Annotated in this window: 14 protein-coding genes; 9 read left to right on the forward strand and 5 right to left on the reverse strand. The window is 67.8% G+C overall.

Annotated features, from left to right (window positions below):
- The first annotated feature begins 5 nt into the window (after positions 1–5).
- The 8 genes from dxr to lpxB all read left to right on the forward strand — a co-directional run bounded on the left by dxr (position 6) and on the right by lpxB (position 9,552).
- The gene (gene dxr / locus ACVJ6E_RS08530; RefSeq protein ID WP_120267877.1) at positions 6–1,226 is read left to right on the forward strand and encodes a 1-deoxy-D-xylulose-5-phosphate reductoisomerase; all 1,221 of its coding nucleotides are present in this window, start codon (positions 6–8) and stop codon (positions 1,224–1,226) included.
- Positions 1,227–1,286: 60 nt separating this feature from the next.
- Positions 1,287–2,423, forward strand: a complete 1,137-nt coding sequence (gene rseP, locus ACVJ6E_RS08535; protein ID WP_120267878.1) for an RIP metalloprotease RseP — start codon at positions 1,287–1,289, stop codon at positions 2,421–2,423.
- A 190-nt stretch (positions 2,424–2,613) separates the two neighbouring features.
- Complete coding sequence (bamA, locus tag ACVJ6E_RS08540) at positions 2,614–4,974, forward strand: outer membrane protein assembly factor BamA (RefSeq protein ID WP_120267879.1); 2,361 nt, start codon at positions 2,614–2,616, stop codon at positions 4,972–4,974.
- A 70-nt stretch (positions 4,975–5,044) separates the two neighbouring features.
- On the forward strand, positions 5,045–6,103 hold the full coding sequence (gene lpxD / locus ACVJ6E_RS08545; protein ID WP_120267880.1) for a UDP-3-O-(3-hydroxymyristoyl)glucosamine N-acyltransferase: 1,059 nt from the start codon (positions 5,045–5,047) through the stop codon (positions 6,101–6,103).
- 42 nt (positions 6,104–6,145) lie between these two features.
- Positions 6,146–6,610, forward strand: coding sequence for a 3-hydroxyacyl-ACP dehydratase FabZ (gene fabZ / locus ACVJ6E_RS08550; RefSeq protein ID WP_067215250.1), 465 nt, complete (start codon positions 6,146–6,148; stop codon positions 6,608–6,610).
- Positions 6,611–6,617: 7 nt separating this feature from the next.
- Positions 6,618–7,427: an acyl-ACP--UDP-N-acetylglucosamine O-acyltransferase gene (lpxA, locus tag ACVJ6E_RS08555; RefSeq protein ID WP_120267881.1), complete on the forward strand. Its 810-nt coding sequence runs from the start codon at positions 6,618–6,620 to the stop codon at positions 7,425–7,427.
- A gap of 32 nt (positions 7,428–7,459) precedes the next feature.
- Positions 7,460–8,359 (forward strand): UDP-2,3-diacylglucosamine diphosphatase LpxI domain-containing protein, encoded by a 900-nt coding sequence (locus ACVJ6E_RS08560; protein ID WP_120268357.1) that lies wholly within the window; start codon positions 7,460–7,462, stop codon positions 8,357–8,359.
- A complete protein-coding gene (gene lpxB, locus ACVJ6E_RS08565) occupies positions 8,356–9,552 on the forward strand; it encodes a lipid-A-disaccharide synthase (protein WP_120267882.1) in 1,197 nt (398 codons plus the stop codon). Before ACVJ6E_RS08560 ends, lpxB begins: the two co-directional genes overlap by 4 nt.
- A gap of 689 nt (positions 9,553–10,241) precedes the next feature.
- Here the strand turns inward: lpxB and gltA are convergent.
- The gene (gene gltA / locus ACVJ6E_RS08570; RefSeq protein ID WP_120267883.1) at positions 10,242–11,534 is read right to left on the reverse strand and encodes a citrate synthase; all 1,293 of its coding nucleotides are present in this window, start codon (positions 11,532–11,534) and stop codon (positions 10,242–10,244) included.
- A 253-nt stretch (positions 11,535–11,787) separates the two neighbouring features.
- Positions 11,788–13,218: a glutamate--tRNA ligase gene (gene gltX, locus ACVJ6E_RS08575; protein ID WP_120267884.1), complete on the reverse strand. Its 1,431-nt coding sequence runs from the start codon at positions 13,216–13,218 to the stop codon at positions 11,788–11,790.
- A 212-nt stretch (positions 13,219–13,430) separates the two neighbouring features.
- Between gltX and ACVJ6E_RS08580 the strand changes: the two genes are divergently transcribed.
- The gene (locus ACVJ6E_RS08580) at positions 13,431–15,911 is read left to right on the forward strand and encodes a ComEC/Rec2 family competence protein (protein WP_120267885.1); all 2,481 of its coding nucleotides are present in this window, start codon (positions 13,431–13,433) and stop codon (positions 15,909–15,911) included.
- Positions 15,912–15,949: 38 nt separating this feature from the next.
- Here ACVJ6E_RS08580 and lexA read toward each other — a convergent pair whose 3' ends face one another.
- The 3 genes from lexA to moaC form a co-directional block, all read right to left on the reverse strand.
- A complete protein-coding gene (gene lexA / locus ACVJ6E_RS08585; RefSeq protein ID WP_120267886.1) occupies positions 15,950–16,666 on the reverse strand; it encodes a transcriptional repressor LexA in 717 nt (238 codons plus the stop codon).
- A gap of 174 nt (positions 16,667–16,840) precedes the next feature.
- Complete coding sequence (locus tag ACVJ6E_RS08590; protein ID WP_120267887.1) at positions 16,841–18,055, reverse strand: molybdopterin molybdotransferase MoeA; 1,215 nt, start codon at positions 18,053–18,055, stop codon at positions 16,841–16,843.
- A gap of 32 nt (positions 18,056–18,087) precedes the next feature.
- A complete protein-coding gene (gene moaC, locus ACVJ6E_RS08595; protein WP_120267888.1) occupies positions 18,088–18,609 on the reverse strand; it encodes a cyclic pyranopterin monophosphate synthase MoaC in 522 nt (173 codons plus the stop codon).

An 18,609-nucleotide genomic window follows, 5' to 3' on the forward strand; every position in this document is an offset into this window, starting at 1 on the left:
GAAGCATGGAGACCGCGACGGGCGGGCAGGGGGCAGGCGTGGGCGCGGGCACGGACCCGCTGCGCCTGACCGTGCTCGGCGCGACCGGCTCCATCGGCGGCTCGACGCTCGATCTCGTCTCCCGCAATCGCGAGCGTTTCCATGTGGTCGCGCTCACCGCCAACGACCGGGCGGAAGAGCTGGCGCGTGCCGCCATCGAGGTCGGCGCCGAGCACGCGGTGGTCGCAGATCCGGCCGCCTACCCGCGGCTGAAGGACGCGCTCGCCGGCACCGGCATCACCGCCGCGGCCGGACCGCAGGCGGTGCGCGAGGCCTCCTCGCGCCCGGCGGACATGGTGATCGCGGCCATCGTCGGGGCGGCGGGGCTGGAGCCGACCATCGCGGCGGCTGCGCGCGGCACCACCATCGGCCTTGCCAACAAGGAATGCCTTGTGTGCGCCGGCGATCTTTTCATGGCGGCGGCGCGGGCGGCATCGGCCACGATCCTGCCGGTCGATTCCGAACACAATGCCGTGTTCCAGGTGCTGGAGCGCGGCAATATCGATCAGGTGGAAAAGCTGACGCTGACCGCGTCCGGCGGCCCGTTCCGCACCCTGTCGCTGGAGGAGATGCGCCATGTGTCGCCCGAGGCGGCGCTGCGCCATCCCAACTGGAGCATGGGCGCGCGCATTTCCATCGACAGCGCCACTATGATGAACAAGGGCTTCGAGATCATCGAGGCCTTCCATCTGTTTCCGCTGGGGCCGGACCAGCTCGACGTGCTGGTCCATCCGCAATCCGTCGTCCATGGCATGGTGCAGTATCGCGACGGTTCGCTGCTCGCCCAGCTCGGCGCGCCGGACATGCGAACGCCCATCGCGCACTGTCTTGCCTGGCCGCGCCGCATGGCAACGCCGGCACAACGCCTTGATCTCGCCGCATTGGCAACGCTCAGCTTCGAGGCACCGGACCCGGTGCGGTTCCCGGCCCTGCGCATCGCCCGCGAGGCGATGATCGCGGGCACGGCCGCGACGGCCGCTCTCAATGCTGCAGACGAAATTGCCGTCAGGGCCTTTCTGGATCGCGGGATCGGATTTCTCGGGATCGCGGCGACGGTGGAGAGGGTGCTGGAGCGCATGGCCGCGTCCGGCGATCTCGTTGAGCCGGGCTGCGTCGACGACGTGTTGCGCATCGACGGCATCGCTCGTGCAATGGCACGCGAGGCGATCCTCGCACAGGCGGGCTGAGCCCCGCGAACGGCTTGTTAATATGCAGGGACGAAACTGCCGGTCCGGCAAGGAGATGACATGGAACTGATCGGATCGCTGTTTGGGTCTTTCGCAGGCTATGCCCTGCCGTTCCTGTTCGTGCTCACCGTGGTCGTGTTCTTCCACGAGCTCGGCCACTTCCTGGTGGCGCGCTGGTGCGGCGTGCGGGTGCAGGCCTTTTCGGTCGGATTCGGGCCGGAGCTGTTCGGCCGCAACGACCGCCACGGCACGCGCTGGAAGCTTTCGGCCATTCCGCTCGGCGGCTATGTCAAGTTCGCGGGCGACGAGAACGAGGCCAGCGTTCCCGATCAGGAGGCGCTTTCCCGCATGAGCGCGGAAGAGCGCGCTGGCGCCTTCCAGACCAAGCCGGTCTCGCGCCGCGCGGCCATCGTCGCGGCGGGTCCCATCGCCAATTTCATTCTCGCCATCGTCATCTTCGCGCTGCTGTTCGGCCTGTTCGGACGGCAGGAGATCTCGCCGCGCGTCGACACGATCCAGCCCGACAGCGCGGCCCAGGCCGCCGGCCTGATGGCGGGCGACATGGTGCTGGCCATCGACGGGCAGCCGATCCAGACCTTTTCCGACATGCAGCGCATCGTCAGCGTCAGCGCCGATCAGCCGCTCTCCATGCTGGTGGATCGCGGCGGCCAGCAGCTGACCATAGAGGTGACGCCGCAGCGGCGCGAGATCACCGACCCGTTCGGCAACGTCCAGTCGGTCGGCCTGCTCGGCGTCAGCCGCAGCGCCAGCAAGGAAGACGTGGTGACGCGCACCTTCGGTCCGGTGGAGGCCGTCGTGGAGGGCAGCCGCGAGACCTGGTTCGTGGTCACGCGCACCGCCGGCTATCTCGCCGGCATCGTCACGGGCCGCGAATCCGCCGACCAGCTCGGCGGGCCGATCCGCGTGGCGCAGATTTCCGGGCAGGTCGCGACGCTCGGTTTCGGCGCTTTGCTCAACCTGACGGCCGTGCTGTCGGTCAGCATCGGCCTCTTGAACCTGCTTCCCATCCCCATGCTCGACGGCGGACACCTGCTGTTCTACGCCGCCGAGGCCTTGCGGGGTAAGCCGCTCAGCGAGCGGGCGCAGGAATACGGTTTCCGCATCGGGATCGCCATCGTGCTCTTCCTGATGGTGTTCGCGACTTGGAACGACGTGCTTCACCTGACATCCCTGTAGCGGGGCGGGGAAGAAGCGTGTCGAAGGTGCAACGATCCGGCGGGAAACGGGTTTTGGCGAGTTTGGGCGGTTGCGTCCGGTCCAAAAGCCTGTAAAACGACTGACGGATATAGAGAATCTCGACTGCCATGTCCGTTGCCACGGGCGACATATCAAGGGCTTGGCGGAAAAGCGAAGGCGAAACGTCCTTATGCAGCGTGTGCAGAACCTGACGAGAACGATCCTGGTGGCGGCCGTGATGAGCGGTGTCGCGCCGATCATGCCGTGGAGCTTTGCCGGCCTGGGTGCCGATCAGGCGTCCGCTGCGGTGGTCAGCCGGATTGTCGTCCGCGGCAACACCCGTATCGAGGCCTCGACCGTCGAGAGCTACCTGACGATCCGCCCTGGCCGCGCTTTCGGGCCGGCTGAGATCGACGAGTCGCTCAAGACCCTTTACGCGACCGGCCTGTTCGAGGACGTGGCGATCAACCAGCAGGGCGGGTCCCTGGTGGTGACCGTGACCGAGAACCCGATGGTCAACCGCATTTCGTTCGAGGGCAATCGCCGTCTCGACGACAAGACGCTGGCCGGCGTCGTGCGGACCGAGGAGCGGTCGATGCTGACCCGCGCCAAGGTTCAGTCCGACGTCCAGAACGTGCTCGAGGCCTATCGGCGCTCCGGTCGCTATCGTGCGACCGTCGAGCCCAAGATCATCAGCCGTTCGAGCAACCGCGTCGATCTCGTGTTCGAGATCAACGAGGGCGACCGTACCGGCATCGAGCGCATCACCTTCATCGGCAACACCAAGTTCAGCGACGGCCGTCTTGCCGACGTGATCCGCACCCGCGAGAGCGGTCTGCTGAGCTTCCTGCGCACCACCGATTCCTTCGATCCCGACCGTCTCGACGCGGATCAGGAGCTGCTGCGCCAGTTCTACTACCGTCACGGCTATGCGGACTTCCGCATCGTGTCGGCCGTTGCCGACCTCGACCGCGAGGAGAACGTCTTCTACGTCACCTTCACGGTGGAAGAGGGCGAGCAGTACACCTATGGCGACATCGACCTGCAGACCACGCTGACCGATGTCGATCCGGAGGAGCTGCGCCGCAAGATCCGCACCAGCGCCGGCGACACCTATTCCTCGCTCGAGGTCGAGAAGACCCTCGAGGACATGACGCTCGACGTCTCGCGCCAGGGCTATGCCTTCGCGCAGATCCGTCCGCGCGCCACCCGCGATTACGAGAATCGCACGATCTCGCTGACCTACTTCATCGAGGAAGGCCCGCGCGTCTATGTCGAGCGGATCAACATCCGCGGCAACGACCGCACCCGCGAATATGTCATTCGCCGCGAGTTCGACATCGCCGAGGGCGATGCCTTCAACCGCGTGCTGCTCGACAAGGCCGAGCGCCGGCTGAAGGACCTGCAGTTCTTCAAGGACGTCCGCATCACCACCTCGCGCGGCAGCTCGCCGGACCGCATCGTGGTCAATGTGGACATCGAGGAGCAGCCGACCGGCGAGATCGGCTTCGGCGTCGGTTACTCGACCGCCGATGGCGTCATTGGCGACATCACGCTGCAGGAGCGCAACTTCCTCGGTCGCGGCCAGTTCGTCCGCGCCAAGGTCGGTGCCGGCGCCTCGAACCAGGTTTACGAGTTCGCGTTCACCGAGCCGTATTTCCTCGGCCGCCGCATCTCGCTGTCGCTCGACGTCTATCGCCGCAATTTCGAGGCGAACGACTACCGCAGCTATGACAGCAAGACGACCGGCGGCTCCATTGCCTTCGGCCTGCCGCTGCGCGACGACGAGCTGCGCCTGAACCTGATCTACCGGATCTTCGACGAGGACCTGTCGTGGAAGCGCCCGCAGGACCTCTCCGGCGGTCTGCAGTCCTCGCTGGGCCGCAACCTGACGTCGTCCATCGGCTACTCTCTGGTCTATGACACCCGTGACAGCAAGCGCGATCCGCGCGATGGCCTGTACATCGCGTTCAGCCAGGAGTTCGCAGGCGTCGGCGGCGACAGCCGCTACCTGTCGACCACGATCGATGCCCGCGCCTACAAGGAGCTCCTGCCGGAGTGGGGTGTCATCGGTATCCTGCGCACCGGCGGTGGTTACCTGAACGGTCTCGGCGACGAGCTGCGCTCGTCCGAGCAGTTCCAGCACAGCGACACCTGGCTGCGCGGCTTCGAGATGCAGGGCATCGGCCCGCGCGACTCGCGCACCGGCGATTCCCTGGGCGGCCGCTGGTATGTCCACGCCAATGCGGAAGCGGAGTTCCCGATCCTCGGTCTGCCGCGCGAGCTCGGCCTGTCCGGCGCGGTCTTCACGGATTTCGGTGCCCTGTGGGATTCGGACTCGGCGATCAACAACTGCGTCGTCGCCGGCTGCGGCCCCGCTACGGCTGCCACCGTCCAGTCGAACGGCTTCGCGCCGCGCCTCTCGGCCGGTTTCGGCATCAAGTGGGCCTCGCCCTTCGGTCCGATCCGCGCCGACTTCGCCTGGCCGATCATCAAGGAAACCGGCGACCGGACCCAGTTCTTCCGCATCGGTGGCGGCACGCGCTTCTGATCCGGCGGACACTTCACGAATTAACGACCGGCCGCCGACATTCGGCGGCCGGATTCATTATGGGAAGACGATGAGCGACCCCTGTTTCTTTGCCCCGTTCGAGCCCGTAGCCCTTGCGACCGTGGCCGAATGGGTGACGGGAGACCTGCCGCGCGGCGGCGGGGAGGTGCAGGTGTCCGGCGTCGCGCCGCTCGAGGATGCCTCGACTGGCGATATCGTCTTCTTCGACAATCCCAAGTATCTGCCGGTTCTCGCCACCACCGCGGCGACCGCCTGCATCGTTGCCCGCAAGCATGCGGACAAGGTGCCGGACGGCGTCGTGCCGGTCGTGGCCGACCAGCCCTACAAGGCCTGGGCCCAGCTGCTCGCGCGTCTCTATCCCGCTTCCATGCGTCCCGTCGCACTCGACGGCACGGCCTCGGGCGTCTCGCCGCATGCGCGCATCGATGCCTCGGCCCGGCTTGAGGCCGGCGTCATTGTGGAGGCCGGTGCGGTCGTCGGGCCGGATGCGGAGATCGGCAGCGGTACGCGCATCCAGTCCAATGCGGTGATCGGTGCGGGGGTGCGCATCGGGCGCGACTGCACGGTCGGCGCCAATGCGGTGCTGCAGCACACCCTGGTCGGCGACCGGGTGATCCTGCATCCGGGCGTGTGCACGGGGCAGGACGGTTTTGGCTTCGCGATGGGGCCGGGCGGCCACCTCAAGGTGCCGCAGATCGGCCGCGTGATCATCCAGAACGATGTGGAGATCGGCGCCAACACGACGGTCGATCGCGGGGCCAACCGCGACACGATCATCGGCGAGGGCACCAAGATCGACAACCAGGTCCAGATCGGCCACAACGTGGTGATCGGACGTCACTGTGTGATCGTCTCGCAGGTCGGCATTTCCGGTAGCGCGACGCTCGAGGATTACGTCGCTCTCGGCGGCCAGACCGGCGTTCGCGGCCATGTCACCATCGGCATGGGCGCACAGATTGCCGCCGTCAGCGTGGTCGAGGCGGACGTGCCGGCCGGCGCGCGCTATGGCGGTGTTCCGGCCAAGCCGGTGAAGGTATGGTTCCGCGAGATCATGACGCTGGCGAAGCTTGCCGAGCGTGGAGCCGGTTCCGCGCGGGACAAGGACTGAGATTTTGAACCGGACTGGTTTTGGTTGCCTGGGGACAGAAGAATGAGCGAAGGCGAAAAGAAAGAACTGGGTAGCGCCGATATCATGCGGATCCTGGAGCTGTTGCCCCACCGCTACCCCTTCCTGATGGTGGACCGTATCGTCGACATGGATGGGGACAACTCCGCCGTCGGCATCAAGAACGTGACGGCCAACGAGCCGCATTTCATGGGGCATTTCCCCAACCAACCGGTCATGCCGGGCGTCCTCATCATCGAGGGCATGGCCCAGACGGCGGGCGCGCTCTGCGTCTATTCGCGCGGCCAGTCGGACACGCCGAAGCTCGTCTACTTCATGACAATCGACAAGGTGAAGTTCCGCAAGCCGGTGCTGCCGGGCGATCAGCTTCGCTATCAGATGACCAAGATCCGCAACCGCACGAACATCTGGAAGTTCGAAGGCATTGCGACGGTCGACGGCGTCAAGGTCGCCGAGGCCGAGATCAGCGCCATGCTGGTCGACCACTGAGGCACGCATGATGGCAGCTCACTCCGCAATCCACCCTTCCGCGGTCATCGAGGACGGCGCCAGGCTCGGCGAGGGCGTGTCCATCGGGCCGTTCTGCCATGTCGGGCCGCAGGCCGTGCTGGGCGACGGCGTCGTGCTGAAGTCACATGTGGTTGTTGCAGGCCGCACGAGCGTCGGGGCGCGGACGCAGATCTTTCCCTTCGCCTCCGTCGGGCACCAGGCGCAGGATCTCAAGTATCGCGGCGAGGAAGCGACGCTCACCGTCGGCACCGACTGCATCATCCGCGAGGGCGTGACGCTCAATCCGGGGACGGAGGGCGGCGGCCTGGAGACGGTGATCGGCAATCGCTGCGCCTTTCTCGCCAACTCGCATGTCGGCCATGATTCCCGTCTCGGCGACGGCGTGATCCTGTCGAACAACGTGATGATCGCCGGCCATGTCACCGTCGGCAACAATGTCATTTTCGGCGGCGGCGCGGCGGCGATCCAGTTCACCCGCGTCGGCGACCATGCCTTTGTCGGCGGTCTTGCGGGCCTTGAGAACGACCTCATTCCCTTCGGCATGGTGATGGGCAACCGCGCCCGGCTGATGGGCTTGAACCTTGTCGGGCTCAAGCGGCATGGGTTCTCCCGCGAGGACATCCACGCCCTGCGCAATGCCTACAAGGACCTGTTCGAGAGCTCCGAAGGCACGCTGCGCCAGCGCGCGGAAAAGGTGGCGGCCGCCTACGAGAGCGTTGCCCTTGTCCGCCGCGTCACGGATTTCATCCTGGTCGAAACCGACCGCCGCTTCTGCACGCCGGCCCAGGACGGGTGATCCGCCTGTCGGCGCCGGCCGGGGACGGGGCCATGAACGACGCATCCGACACAGCCACGACGAACGGTAGCGACGGCGCTGTCGCGGTCATCTGCGGCGGCGGCAAGCTGCCGGCAGAGGTGCTGCGCGCGGCCAGCGACCGCGGTCGCCGCGTCGTCGCCATCGCCATCAAGGGCGAGGCGGATCCATCCGTCGAGGCTTTCTCTCCCGTGCATCTCGGCTGGGGCCAGATCGGCAAGCTTGCCAGCCATCTGGAGCGCGAAAAGGTGCGCGATCTGGTGATGATCGGCAGCATCACCCGCCGGCCGGAGCTGCGCGAAATCGTCAGCGATCTCGGCACCATGCGCCGGTTGCCGAAGATCATCGCCTCGCTTGCCGGCGGCGACGATTCCCTGCTCAAGAAGGTCATCCGCTTTTTCGAGGCCGAGGGCTTCCGGGTCGTCGGGGCCCATGAGGTTGCGCCGCAGCTTCTGGCCCAGCCCGGCTGCATGGCCGGCACCCCGCCGAAGGGCGAGGTGCTCGCCGATCTGGAGCTGGGCGCGGCCACCGTCGCCGAGCTCGGCCGCCTCGACATCGGCCAGGCCGCTGTCTGCTTCCACGGCCGCATCATTGCCGTCGAGGGGGCAGAGGGCACCGATTCCATGCTCGAGCGCTGCCGCGAGCTGCGCGAGCGCGGCCGGGTGCGCGGCAAGGGCGGTGTGCTGGTGAAATGCGCCAAGCCCGGCCAGGACCTTCGCGTCGACCTGCCGACCATCGGTCCGGGCACCGTGCAGCGCGTGCGGGACGCCGGACTTTCCGGCATCGCCATCGAGGCGGGGCGGGTGCTGATTGCCGAGCGGGCCGAGACCGTCGCGCTCGCCGCGCGCTCGGGCGTCTTTCTCTTCGGCATTTCCGGCAAGACGGCCGAGGCGCAGGCGGAGACCGCGCGATGACCGAAGGTGCTGTTCGCCCGCTGCGGGTCTATGTGGTGGCGGGCGAGGAGTCCGGCGACCAGCTGGCCGCGCCGATGATGGCGGCCATTGCCGCGCAGGCCGGCCGGCCGGTCGAGTTCATGGGCGTCGGCGGCGAGCGCATGGAAGCGCAGGGGCTAAAGAGCCTCTTTCCCATCGAGGATATCGCGGTGATGGGCCTTTCCGCCGTTCTGGCGCGACTGCCCTCCATCGTCCGCCGGGTCTACCAGACCGTCGACGATGTGGTCGCCGCGGCGCCCGATGTCCTGATCATCGTCGACAGTCCCGATTTCACGCATAACGTTGCCAAGCGGGTGCGCAAGCGCGCGCCCTCCATTCCCATCGTCGATTACGTCTCGCCGTCGGTCTGGGCCTGGCGGCCGGGCCGCGCGCGCCGCATGGCCGCCTATGTCGACCGGCTGCTGGCGATCCTGCCCTTCGAACCCGGCGTGCACGAAAAGCTCGGCGGCCCGCCGACCAGCTATGTCGGCCACTCGCTGATCGAGCGGGTCGGCGACTTCCGTCCCGCCGCCGGCGAGAGGAGGGCGCTGGACGAGGGGCGGCCGGTGCTGCTGATGCTGCCGGGCAGCCGGCGCAGCGAGGTCACCCGGCTGCTGCAGGACTTCCGCGGCGCGGTCGAGATCCTGCGGCAGGCGCATCCGGATCTCGAGGTGGTGCTGCCGGCGGTGCCGCGCTTGAGGCAGATGATCGAGGAACAGCTTGCCGACTGGCCGCATCCGCCGCAGGTGGTGACGGGCGAGGCGACCAAGCTCGCTGCCTTCCGCCGGGCGCATGCCGCTCTCGCCGCCTCGGGCACCGTCTCGCTGGAGCTGGCGATCTCGGGCGTGCCGCTGGTCGTTGCCTACAAGCTCGACTGGTTCTTTCGCCGGCTCAAGGACATCCACCGCATCGTGCCGGTCGCCCGCGTCAGCTCCATGGTCCTGCCCAACATCATCATCGGCGAGAATGTCGTGCCGGAGTTCCTGGACGACGACGCCAATCCGCGCGCGCTCGCCGATGCGGTCGCCCCGCTGCTGGCCGACACTCCGGCCCGAAAGCGGCAAGTCGATGCCTTCGCCCGGCTCGATGCGGTGATGCGGCTGGAGGGGAACGAGAGCCAGGCGGGCGCCGCCGCGCGCATCGTTCTGGAAGAGGTTCGCGGCCGGACTGCCTAGATGGGCGGACAACCGGCGTTTGGCGTGAATTGAGACGCCAGATGCAAATTTGCGCTGAAATTTTGCAAAATCCGTCTCGAAAATATTGCAGTATTTTCAATCTCTTGGATGAATTTTGCGACGGCCTGCGCAAACCGCGTGGGCCCGTCTCCGGCCACTTATCCCCGCTGCCGCCGTCAGCGCCGCGTGCTCTTGTCCCCGTTTGCCGCACTGGCGTGCGGAACGTGCGCCGCCCGCCCCACACCCGCTAAGGGCACCTCTGGGTCCCGGCTCTCCGGCTTCGCCTGCACCCGGGATGACAGCCGGAGAGACTGGCAGCGACCTCGCATCCCCTCTGCCGTCACCCCGGGCAAGCGCAGCGCGACCCGGGGCCTATTGGCTTCCAGAGCGGCGGTGAAAATCACCCGGACCTTTCCTCTCGTCATCCCGCACGAAGCGTAAGCGGAGATGCGGGATCGGAGAGCCGAGGGCGTATGAGTTGCGCTCCAGAACCATGCCACGACCGCCGTGCCTCTCCGGTCCCGGATCATCGGCCTTCGGCCTCGTCCGGGAAGACGCAAGGAGAGGCTGCAGCAAAACAACGCCCGCTAAGCGCACCTCCGCCTCCTGCCTCGCCCCCGCAGGTCGCCCCAAACGCAAAAAGGCCGCCCGGAGGCGGCCTTTTCTCAGCTTGGATGTGTCGATCCCGCTCAGCGACGCTGGGAGACCGGCAGATAGTCGCGCTGCGCGGCGCCGGTGTAGAGCTGGCGCGGGCGGCCGATCTTCTGGGACGGATCCTCGACCATCTCCTTCCACTGGGCGATCCAGCCGACGGTCCGCGCGAGGGCGAACAGCACGGTGAACATGGTGGTCGGGAAGCCGAGCGCACGCAGGGTGATGCCGGAGTAGAAGTCGATGTTCGGGTAGAGCTTCTTCTCGATGAAGTAGTCGTCGTTGAGAGCGATCTTCTCCAGCTCCATGGCGACGTCGAGAAGCGGATCGTCCCGGATGCCGAGCTCGGCCAGCACTTCATGCGTGGTCTTCTGCATGATGCGGGCGCGCGGGTCGTAGTTCTTGTAGACCCGGTGGCCGAAGCCCATCAGACGGAACGGATCGTTCTTGTCCTTGGCGCGGGCGATGTATTCCGGGATCCGGTCGACCGAGCCGATCTCCGACAGCATGTTGAGCGCTGCCTCGTTGGCGCCGCCATGCGCCGGGCCCCACAGGCAGGCGATGCCGGCCGCGATGCAGGCGAACGGGTTGGCGCCCGAGGAACCGGCGAGACGCACGGTCGAGGTCGAGGCGTTCTGCTCGTGGTCGGCATGGAGGATGAAGATCCGGTCCATGGCGCGGGCGAGAACGGGGTTGACCTTGTATTCCTCGCAAGGCACCGCGAAGCACATGTGCAGGAAGTTCGACGCGTAGTCGAGGTCGTTGCGCGGATAAACGAAGGGCTGGCCGACGTGATACTTGTAGGCCATGGCCGCAAGCGTCGGCATCTTCGCGATCATGCGCAGGCTCGCCACCATGCGCTGGTGCGGGTCCGAGATGTCGGTCGAGTCGTGGTAGAAGGCGGAGAGCGCGCCGACGGTGCCGACCATGATCGCCATCGGGTGGGCGTCGCGGCGGAAGCCGGTGAAGAAGCGGCTCATCTGCTCGTGGATCATCGTGTGATAGGTCACGCGATGCACGAAGTCGTCCTTCTGGGCCTTGGTCGGCAGCTCGCCGTAGAGCAGCAGGTAGCAGCTCTCCAGGAAGTCACCGTGCTCGGCCAGCTGCTCGATCGGATAGCCGCGATACAGCAGGGTACCCTCGTCGCCATCGATATAGGTGATGGCGGATTCGCACGAGGCGGTCGAGGTGAAGCCGGGGTCGTAGGTGAAACAGCCGGTCTGCGCATAGAGCGAGGCAATGTCGACCACATCGGGTCCGATGGACCCCGGACGCACCTTCAAGTCCCAGGACTTGTCACCCATCGTCAGCTTGGCAGTGTTGTCGCTCATTCAGGCTACCCCCTTGTATGAAGCGCGCCGCAGGATCGTCCGGGCCGGCTTCCAGGAGAGGCTGGGGCGTGCCGGACACACGGCGGGAGGAAAGGTCGAATGTTGCGTATCCCATTTGTCCGCTCCCCGCAAGCGCACCTCCCTAACGCTTTCGTCACAGGGTGACGGGGGATTCATGTGAACTGCGGGCGGCGGCCGGGGATCGGGCCGCCGCCTTGATTGGTACCTTTGGCCGGGCGGGCCCGGCCTTGCCTCAGCCGGCGGCCTGATCGGCGATACGGGCGAGCGATTCCTCGCGGCCGAGCACGGCCAGAACGTCGAAGATGCCGGGCGAGGTGCCCCGGCCGGTCAGCGCCGCGCGCAGCGGCTGCGCCGCCTTGCCGAGCTTGAGATCGGTCTCCTCGGCATAGGCGCGCACGGCCTCCTCGGTCGCTTCCGCGCTCCAGGTTTCGAGCGCGGAAAGGCGTGCGTGCAGGTCGGCGAGCACCTTGCGCGCGTCGTCCGCCTCCAGCAGCTTTTCCGCCTTCTCGTCCATCGCGAGCGGGCGCTGCACCCACAGGTACTCGGCGCTGTCGGCCAGCTCCACCAGGGTCTTGGCACGCTCCTTCAGCCCCGGCAGGGCGGCGCGGAACATCTCGACATGCGCCGGATCCTGGAGCCAGCCGCGCAGGCCTTCGGCGTTCTCCGCATGGGGCAGGAAGCTGGTGAAGTCGGCCAGCAACTCGTCCGTACCGGCCGCACGCATATAGTGGCCGTTGAGGTTCTCCAGCTTCTTGAAGTCGAAGCGTGAGGGCGACTTGCCGATGGCGTCGAGATCGAACCAGCCGGTCATCTCCTGCGTCGAGAAGATCTCGTCGTCGCCATGGCTCCAGCCGAGGCGCGCCAGATAGTTGCGCATGGCGGCTGGCAGATAGCCCATGGCCCGGTAGGCCTCGACGCCGAGCGCGCCGTGGCGCTTCGACAGCTTGGCGCCGTCCGGACCGTGGATCAGCGGGATATGGGCCATCACCGGCACGTCCCAGCCGAGCGCCTGATAGATCAGCGTCTGGCGGGCGGCATTGGTCAGGTGATCGTCGCCGCGCACGATGTGGGTGACGCCCATGTCGTGGTCGTCGACGACGACGGCCAGCATGTAGGTCGGCGTGCCGTCGGAGCGCAGCAGGACGAGATCGTCCAGATCCTTGTTCGGGAAGACGACGCGGCCCTGCACCTTGTCCTCGATCACCGTCTCGCCGTCGACCGGCGCCTTGAGGCGGATCGCCGGCTTGACGCCGGCCGGGGCCTCGGACGGATCGCGGTCGCGCCAGCGCCCGTCATAGCGCGGCGGCAGGCCGTTGGCGCGCTGCTCCTCGCGCATCGCCGTCAGCTCTTCCGGCGTCGCGTAGCAGCGATAGGCCATGCCCTTCTCGATCAGGCTCTCGGCCACCTCGCGGTGGCGCGCGGCGCGGGCGAACTGCGAGATCGCCTCGCCCTCCCAGTCGAGACCGAGCCAGGTCAGCCCGTCGAGGATCGCGGAGATGGCCGCATCGGTGCTGCGCTCGCGGTCGGTGTCCTCGATCCGCAGCAGCATCTTGCCGCCAAAACGCCGGGCATAAAGCCAGTTGAACAGCGCCGTGCGGGCGCCGCCGATATGCAGGTAGCCGGTCGGGGAGGGCGCAAAGCGCGTGACGACGGGAGAGCTCATTCAAAAGGCCTCGTGATCGGTGGCGGCACCAGCGCAGAGCGTCCGGCGTGCCTTCGGGAATATCCGGTGCCGTTTCGCGTCTTGCGCGAACCCGGGTTGCAATGCAACGCTTCGGTCCTGGCACGGTCGGCGACCGTGTAACACAGCGGCGCCGCGCCACCAATGCCCGAGCGAGGGGCACGCGCGCGCCGGCGAGGGGAAGGGGCGGCCAGGTGTCCCGGGCGGGCGAGGACGACGACGACAGGCGGGCGCTGCCGGATGCGGCGCCAAGGGCGGTGCCGGCAGCGGCGCCGGGGCGAACGGGCAGCGGCAGCGGGGAACGCCGCTGGCTTGCGCTCGCCCCCTTGCCGCTTGCCGATCTGCTTGCCCGTCGTCGGCGAGCCCGCGCAGGATGGCACGAAACGCAAGGGGCGGGGACAAGGTTTGCAGCTGCCTGTGCCGAAAGCCTTGCGCAGGGGCGCGGGCTCGCCTTCGCCGCGCTCGCCTTCACCTTCGGCATCGCTGTCTATTTCCGCCTGCCGTCCGAGCCGTTGGTCCCCGTTCTCGCGCTTGCCGCCATTCTTGCCTGGGCCGGCTGGTTTTTCGCGGCGCGCCGCGGCGTGCGGGGCCTTGTGTTGCTGGCTCTGGCGCTGGTGCTGTCGGGACTTTTCGCCGGGGCATTGCGCACCGCACTTGTTGCCGCCCCGGTGATCGATCGGGCGCGGAGCGTGACACTGACCGGCTTTGCGGAGGAGGTCGAGCGCACCGACCGCGGCACGCGGTTGCTGCTGCGCGTTGCGGGGATAGAGCGGCTGCAAGCGTCAGCAATACCCTACCGGGTCCGCGTGTCGCTGCGCGGCGACCCCGAAGGCGAGAGGATCTCTGTCGGCGAGGCTGTACGGCTGCGCGCGAGGCTGATGCCGCCGTCGGCTGCCGTGATGCCCGGCGGCTACGACTTCGCCTTTCGTGCCTTCTTCGACGGCATCGGCGCCACCGGTTTTGCCTTCGGCGCGCCGAGCCGTATCGATCTGGGGCCGGCACCGCTGTCGCTACGGCTGAAAGCGGGGATCGCCGGTCTGCGTCAGGCGATTGCCGCCCGGATCATCGCCGCGCTTGGCGAGACGACGGCTGCCGCGCTTGCCATTGCGCTGATCACCGGCGACCGCTCTCGGATCCCAGAGCAGGTGACGGAGGCGCTGAGGACCGCCGGTTTGGCCCATATCCTGGCGATTTCCGGCCTGCATATGGCGCTGTTCGCCGGCTCGGTGTTCTTTGTCGTGCGGGCGCTTCTGGCGCTGTCCCCGCATCTGGTGCATGAGCGGCGGATCGATGCCTGGGCCGCCGTTGCGGCGATGTCGGCCGCCGTCTTCTATCTCGGCATTTCCGGTGCCTCCATCGCAACGCAGCGCGCCTTCCTGATGATCGTTCTGGTGTTTTCGGGGCGCATCTTCTCGCGGCGGGCCCTGACGCTGCGCAATGTCGCGATTGCCGTCCTGCTGATCCTTGCGATGCTGCCGGAAGCGCTGCTCGATCCCGGTTTCCAGATGTCCTTCGCCGCCGTGATTGCCCTGATCGCCGCCTATGAGGAAATAACCCGGCGGCGCGCAGCGCGCGAGCGCCAGGGGCCGATGGCGCCGCCGGGTCGTGGGGGGCTGCTGCAGGCCGCGACATCGGGCGCTGCGGGCTGGTTCTGGGGGCTTCTCTTGACCTCGCTGATCGCGGGCCTGGCGACAGGTGCCATCGGCGCCTATCACTTCCACCGAATCTCGCCGCTCGGTACGCTCGGCAATCTGCTGGCAATGCCGGTGGTGACACTCGTGGTCATGCCGTTCGCGGTGCTGGCGCTGGCCCTGCTGCCCTTCGGGCTGGAGGCCTTGCCGCTCGCGGCGATGGGCGCTGGCATCGATCTCGTGGTGGCGATGGCGAGTTGGGTCAGCAACCTGACGCCGGAGGACGGGGTGATCGGCGCGCCCTCGCTTGGCGGAACGCTACTGGTGGTGGCGGCAGGGCTTGTCGCCTGCCTCGCGCCGCGGGGATATCGCCCAGTCGCCCTGCTGCCGCTCGCCGCCTCCGTCCTGCTTTATGCCCTGCACCGGCAGCCGGACATGCTGATCTCGGCCACCGGCACGACCATTGCCGTGCGCGATGCGGTCGGGGCCTTGCGCGTTTCATCGCGCCCGAGCGGGTTCCTGCCGGAGGTCTGGTTGCGGGCGGAAGGCATCAGTGTGCAGCACCACGGGAACCGGCGTATCGCGGCCGGCGACCTTCGCTGCGACAAGCTGGCCTGTCTGGTGCGCGCGCATGGTCCGCCGGGGGCGGGTGCCGGGCACGGTGCCTCCGCAAATGCACCGCCGGGACTGGTGGCAGGGCCGGGACCGGAGCCCGTTGCAGCGGGGCAAGGCCCGCCTGCACTGCTGGTCTCGCTGGTGCGCGACAGCGCCGCCTTCGAAGAGGATTGCCGCAAGGCCGACATCATCGTCTCGGCGCTGATTGCCCCGCCCGATTGCCGGGCAAGGCAGGTGTTCGATGGGGCGCGACTTGCCCGGGACGGTGCTGTCGCGCTCTATTTCAGTGCGCCAGGCGCCTCGGCCGCATCTCGATCAACGCCCGCACTGCCGCCGTCGACCGCGCCGCCCTCATCGATGGCAGGTGGCACGCTCGCCGTCACAGTACGTCCGAGCTACGGGTCTCGCAGGCCCTGGACGCCGAGATAGCTTGCCGGCGAAAACCCGTCAGGCGTATGCCATAGCCGTCAGTAGCGGCGGAACAGCGAGACGAGCTTGCCCTGGATGCGCACGCGTCCTGGACCGAAGATGCGGGTTTCGTAGGCCGGGTTTGCGGCCTCCAGCGCAACGGACGCGCCCTTCTTGCGCAGGCGCTTCAACGTCGCTTCCTCGTCGTCGATCAGGGCGACGACGATGTCGCCGCTGTCGGCGCTGTCGGAACGGCGGATCACCACGGTGTCGCCGTCGAGAATGCCGGCCTCGATCATGGAATCGCCGCGGACTTCCAGTGCGTAGTGCTCGCCGTTGCCGAGCAGGTCGGCAGGCATGGCGATGGTGTGGCTGTGGGACTGGATCGCCTCGATCGGTACGCCGGCGGCGATGCGGCCCATGACCGGGATCTCGACGCTGTCATTGGCCGCGGGCGGTGGGGCAGGGGCCGTTTCCACCGGCGGCGTCTTGCCGAGAGATCCTTCGATGACGGAGGGCGAGAAGCCCAGGCCGCGCTGCGAGGCAAGGCCGAGCGCAACCGATTCCGGCAGCTTGACGATCTCCAGCGCCCGGGCGCGGTTCGGCAGGCGGCGAATGAACCCGCGCTCTTCCAGCGCGGTGATCAGCCGGTGGATGCCGGACTTGGACCGCAGATCGAGCGCGTCCTTCATCTCGTCGAACGAGGGAGGAACACCGGTTTCCTTCAGCCGTTCGTGGATGAACAGGAGCAATTCGTGCTGCTTGCGCGTCAACATGCGCTTGGGTCCCCCGCTCTGGCTCGCAAGGCCTGGCCGATATCGGCCGGCTGCTGCCGATCGCTGCCTGCGACTCAGGTTATGTACAAATCATGAACATAGTCTAACCGTTCCTGCCTTGTTCCACAATGCCCATAGGGAACGAAACGGGAAGCGGTAGGGCGCGGGGGCGGCTCAGCCCTGCGGCAGGCGCAGGACCGGCACCGGCGTGCCGGCGGGCAGGGGGGGCGCATGGGGCGGGCGCACCACCAGCGCATCGGCGCGGGTGAGCGTTGCCAGCATGGAGGAGTCCTGCCGCTCGAACGGGGCGACACGCTCCGTGCCGTCGTCCTGGCGCAGGATGCGCGCCCGCAGATAGTCCTCGCGCTGGTCGTTGTCGCCGATATCGGCGGTCAGCGGCAGCAGTTCGGCATCGCGCCGGCGCGGCGGGCGGCCAAGCAGGGCGTCGATCAGCGGACGCAGGAAAAGCACGCCGCAGACGAGGCTTGAGACCGGATTGCCCGGCAGGCCGAGTACGCGCATGCCCTCGATGCGGCCGGCCATCAGCGGCTTGCCCGGCCGCATGGCGATGCGCCAGAAGCCGAGTTCCATGCCGGAGGCGGCAAGCACTTCCTGCACCAGGTCGTGGTCGCCGACGGAGGCCCCGCCAAGCGTAACAAGGATTTCGGCCCCGGCGGCTCGCGCCTCGGCGATCTTCTCCGCGATATGCTCGCGCCGGTCGGAGGCGATGCCGAGCTGCAGCGGCTCGCCGCCGCAATCCTCGACCAGGGCGGCAATGCCGGCATGGTTGGAAGCGATGATCTGATCCGGCCCCGGCTGCTCGCCCGGCTCGACCAGTTCGTCGCCGGTGGCGAGGATCGCCACCTTCGGCCGACGGCGCAGCTCCAGCACGGGATGGTTCATGGCCGCCGCCAGCGCAAGGCGGCGATAGTCGAGCCGCGTTCCGGCGGTGAGCAGCACCTCGCCAACCTTGAAATCAAGCCCGGCGGGCCGCACGAACTTGCCCGACGGCGCGCTTTCCAGCGCGGTGACGCGCTCGCCGTCGCGTGTCGCGTTTTCCTGGATCAGGATTGTGTCGCTGCCTTCGGGAAGCGGAGCGCCGGTGAAGATGCGCACGGTCTCGCCCGCCCCGATGGCGCCGGTGAAGGCGCGGCCCGCGGGGGCTTCGCCGATCAGCTTGAGCACGGCCGGAACGGTGGCGATATCGGCCGCGCGCACGGCATAGCCGTCCATGGCGGAGGCGGCAAAGGGCGGCTGGGTGCGGGTCGCGGCAAGGTCGGCGGCGAGGATGCGGCCGTTGGCGCGGGCGAGCGGCACGGTCTCGGACCCGACAGGCTCGACGCCGCCGAGAAGTCGCGACAGGGCTTCGTCGACCGAGATCAGCGCCATGTCAGCCGTGCCTCATGTCCGTTGGCCTCGTGTCAGGCGGGGGTCGTTTCGCTCGCCGCGGTCCAGTCGCCGGACTTGCCGCCGGACTTGGCGACGACGCGGATGCCCTCGATGGTCATGCCGCGGTCAACGGCCTTGGCCATGTCGTAGATCGTCAGGCAGGTGACCGAGCAGGCGGTCAGCGCCTCCATCTCGACGCCGGTCTGGCCCGAAACGCGGGCCATCGCGGTGACGCGCAGGCCTGGAAGCGCCTCGTCCGGCACGATGTCGACGGCGACCTTGGACAGCAGCAGGGGATGGCAGAGCGGCACCAGCTCGTGGGTGCGCTTGGCAGCCATGATGCCGGCGATGCGGGCGGTGGCGATGACGTCGCCCTTCTTCGCCGAACCGGACAGGATCAGCGCCAGCGTTTCCGGCTTCATGCGCACATGGCCTTCGGCCTGCGCTTCGCGGGAGGTGACCGCCTTGGTCGAGACGTCGACCATGTTGGCCGCGCCGCTCTCGTCCAGATGGGTCAAGCGTGGGGACGCGTCTCCAGAAGGGGTGCCGGCCAT

The sequence above is a fragment of the Stappia sp. G46H5W genome, assembly GCF_058448995.1.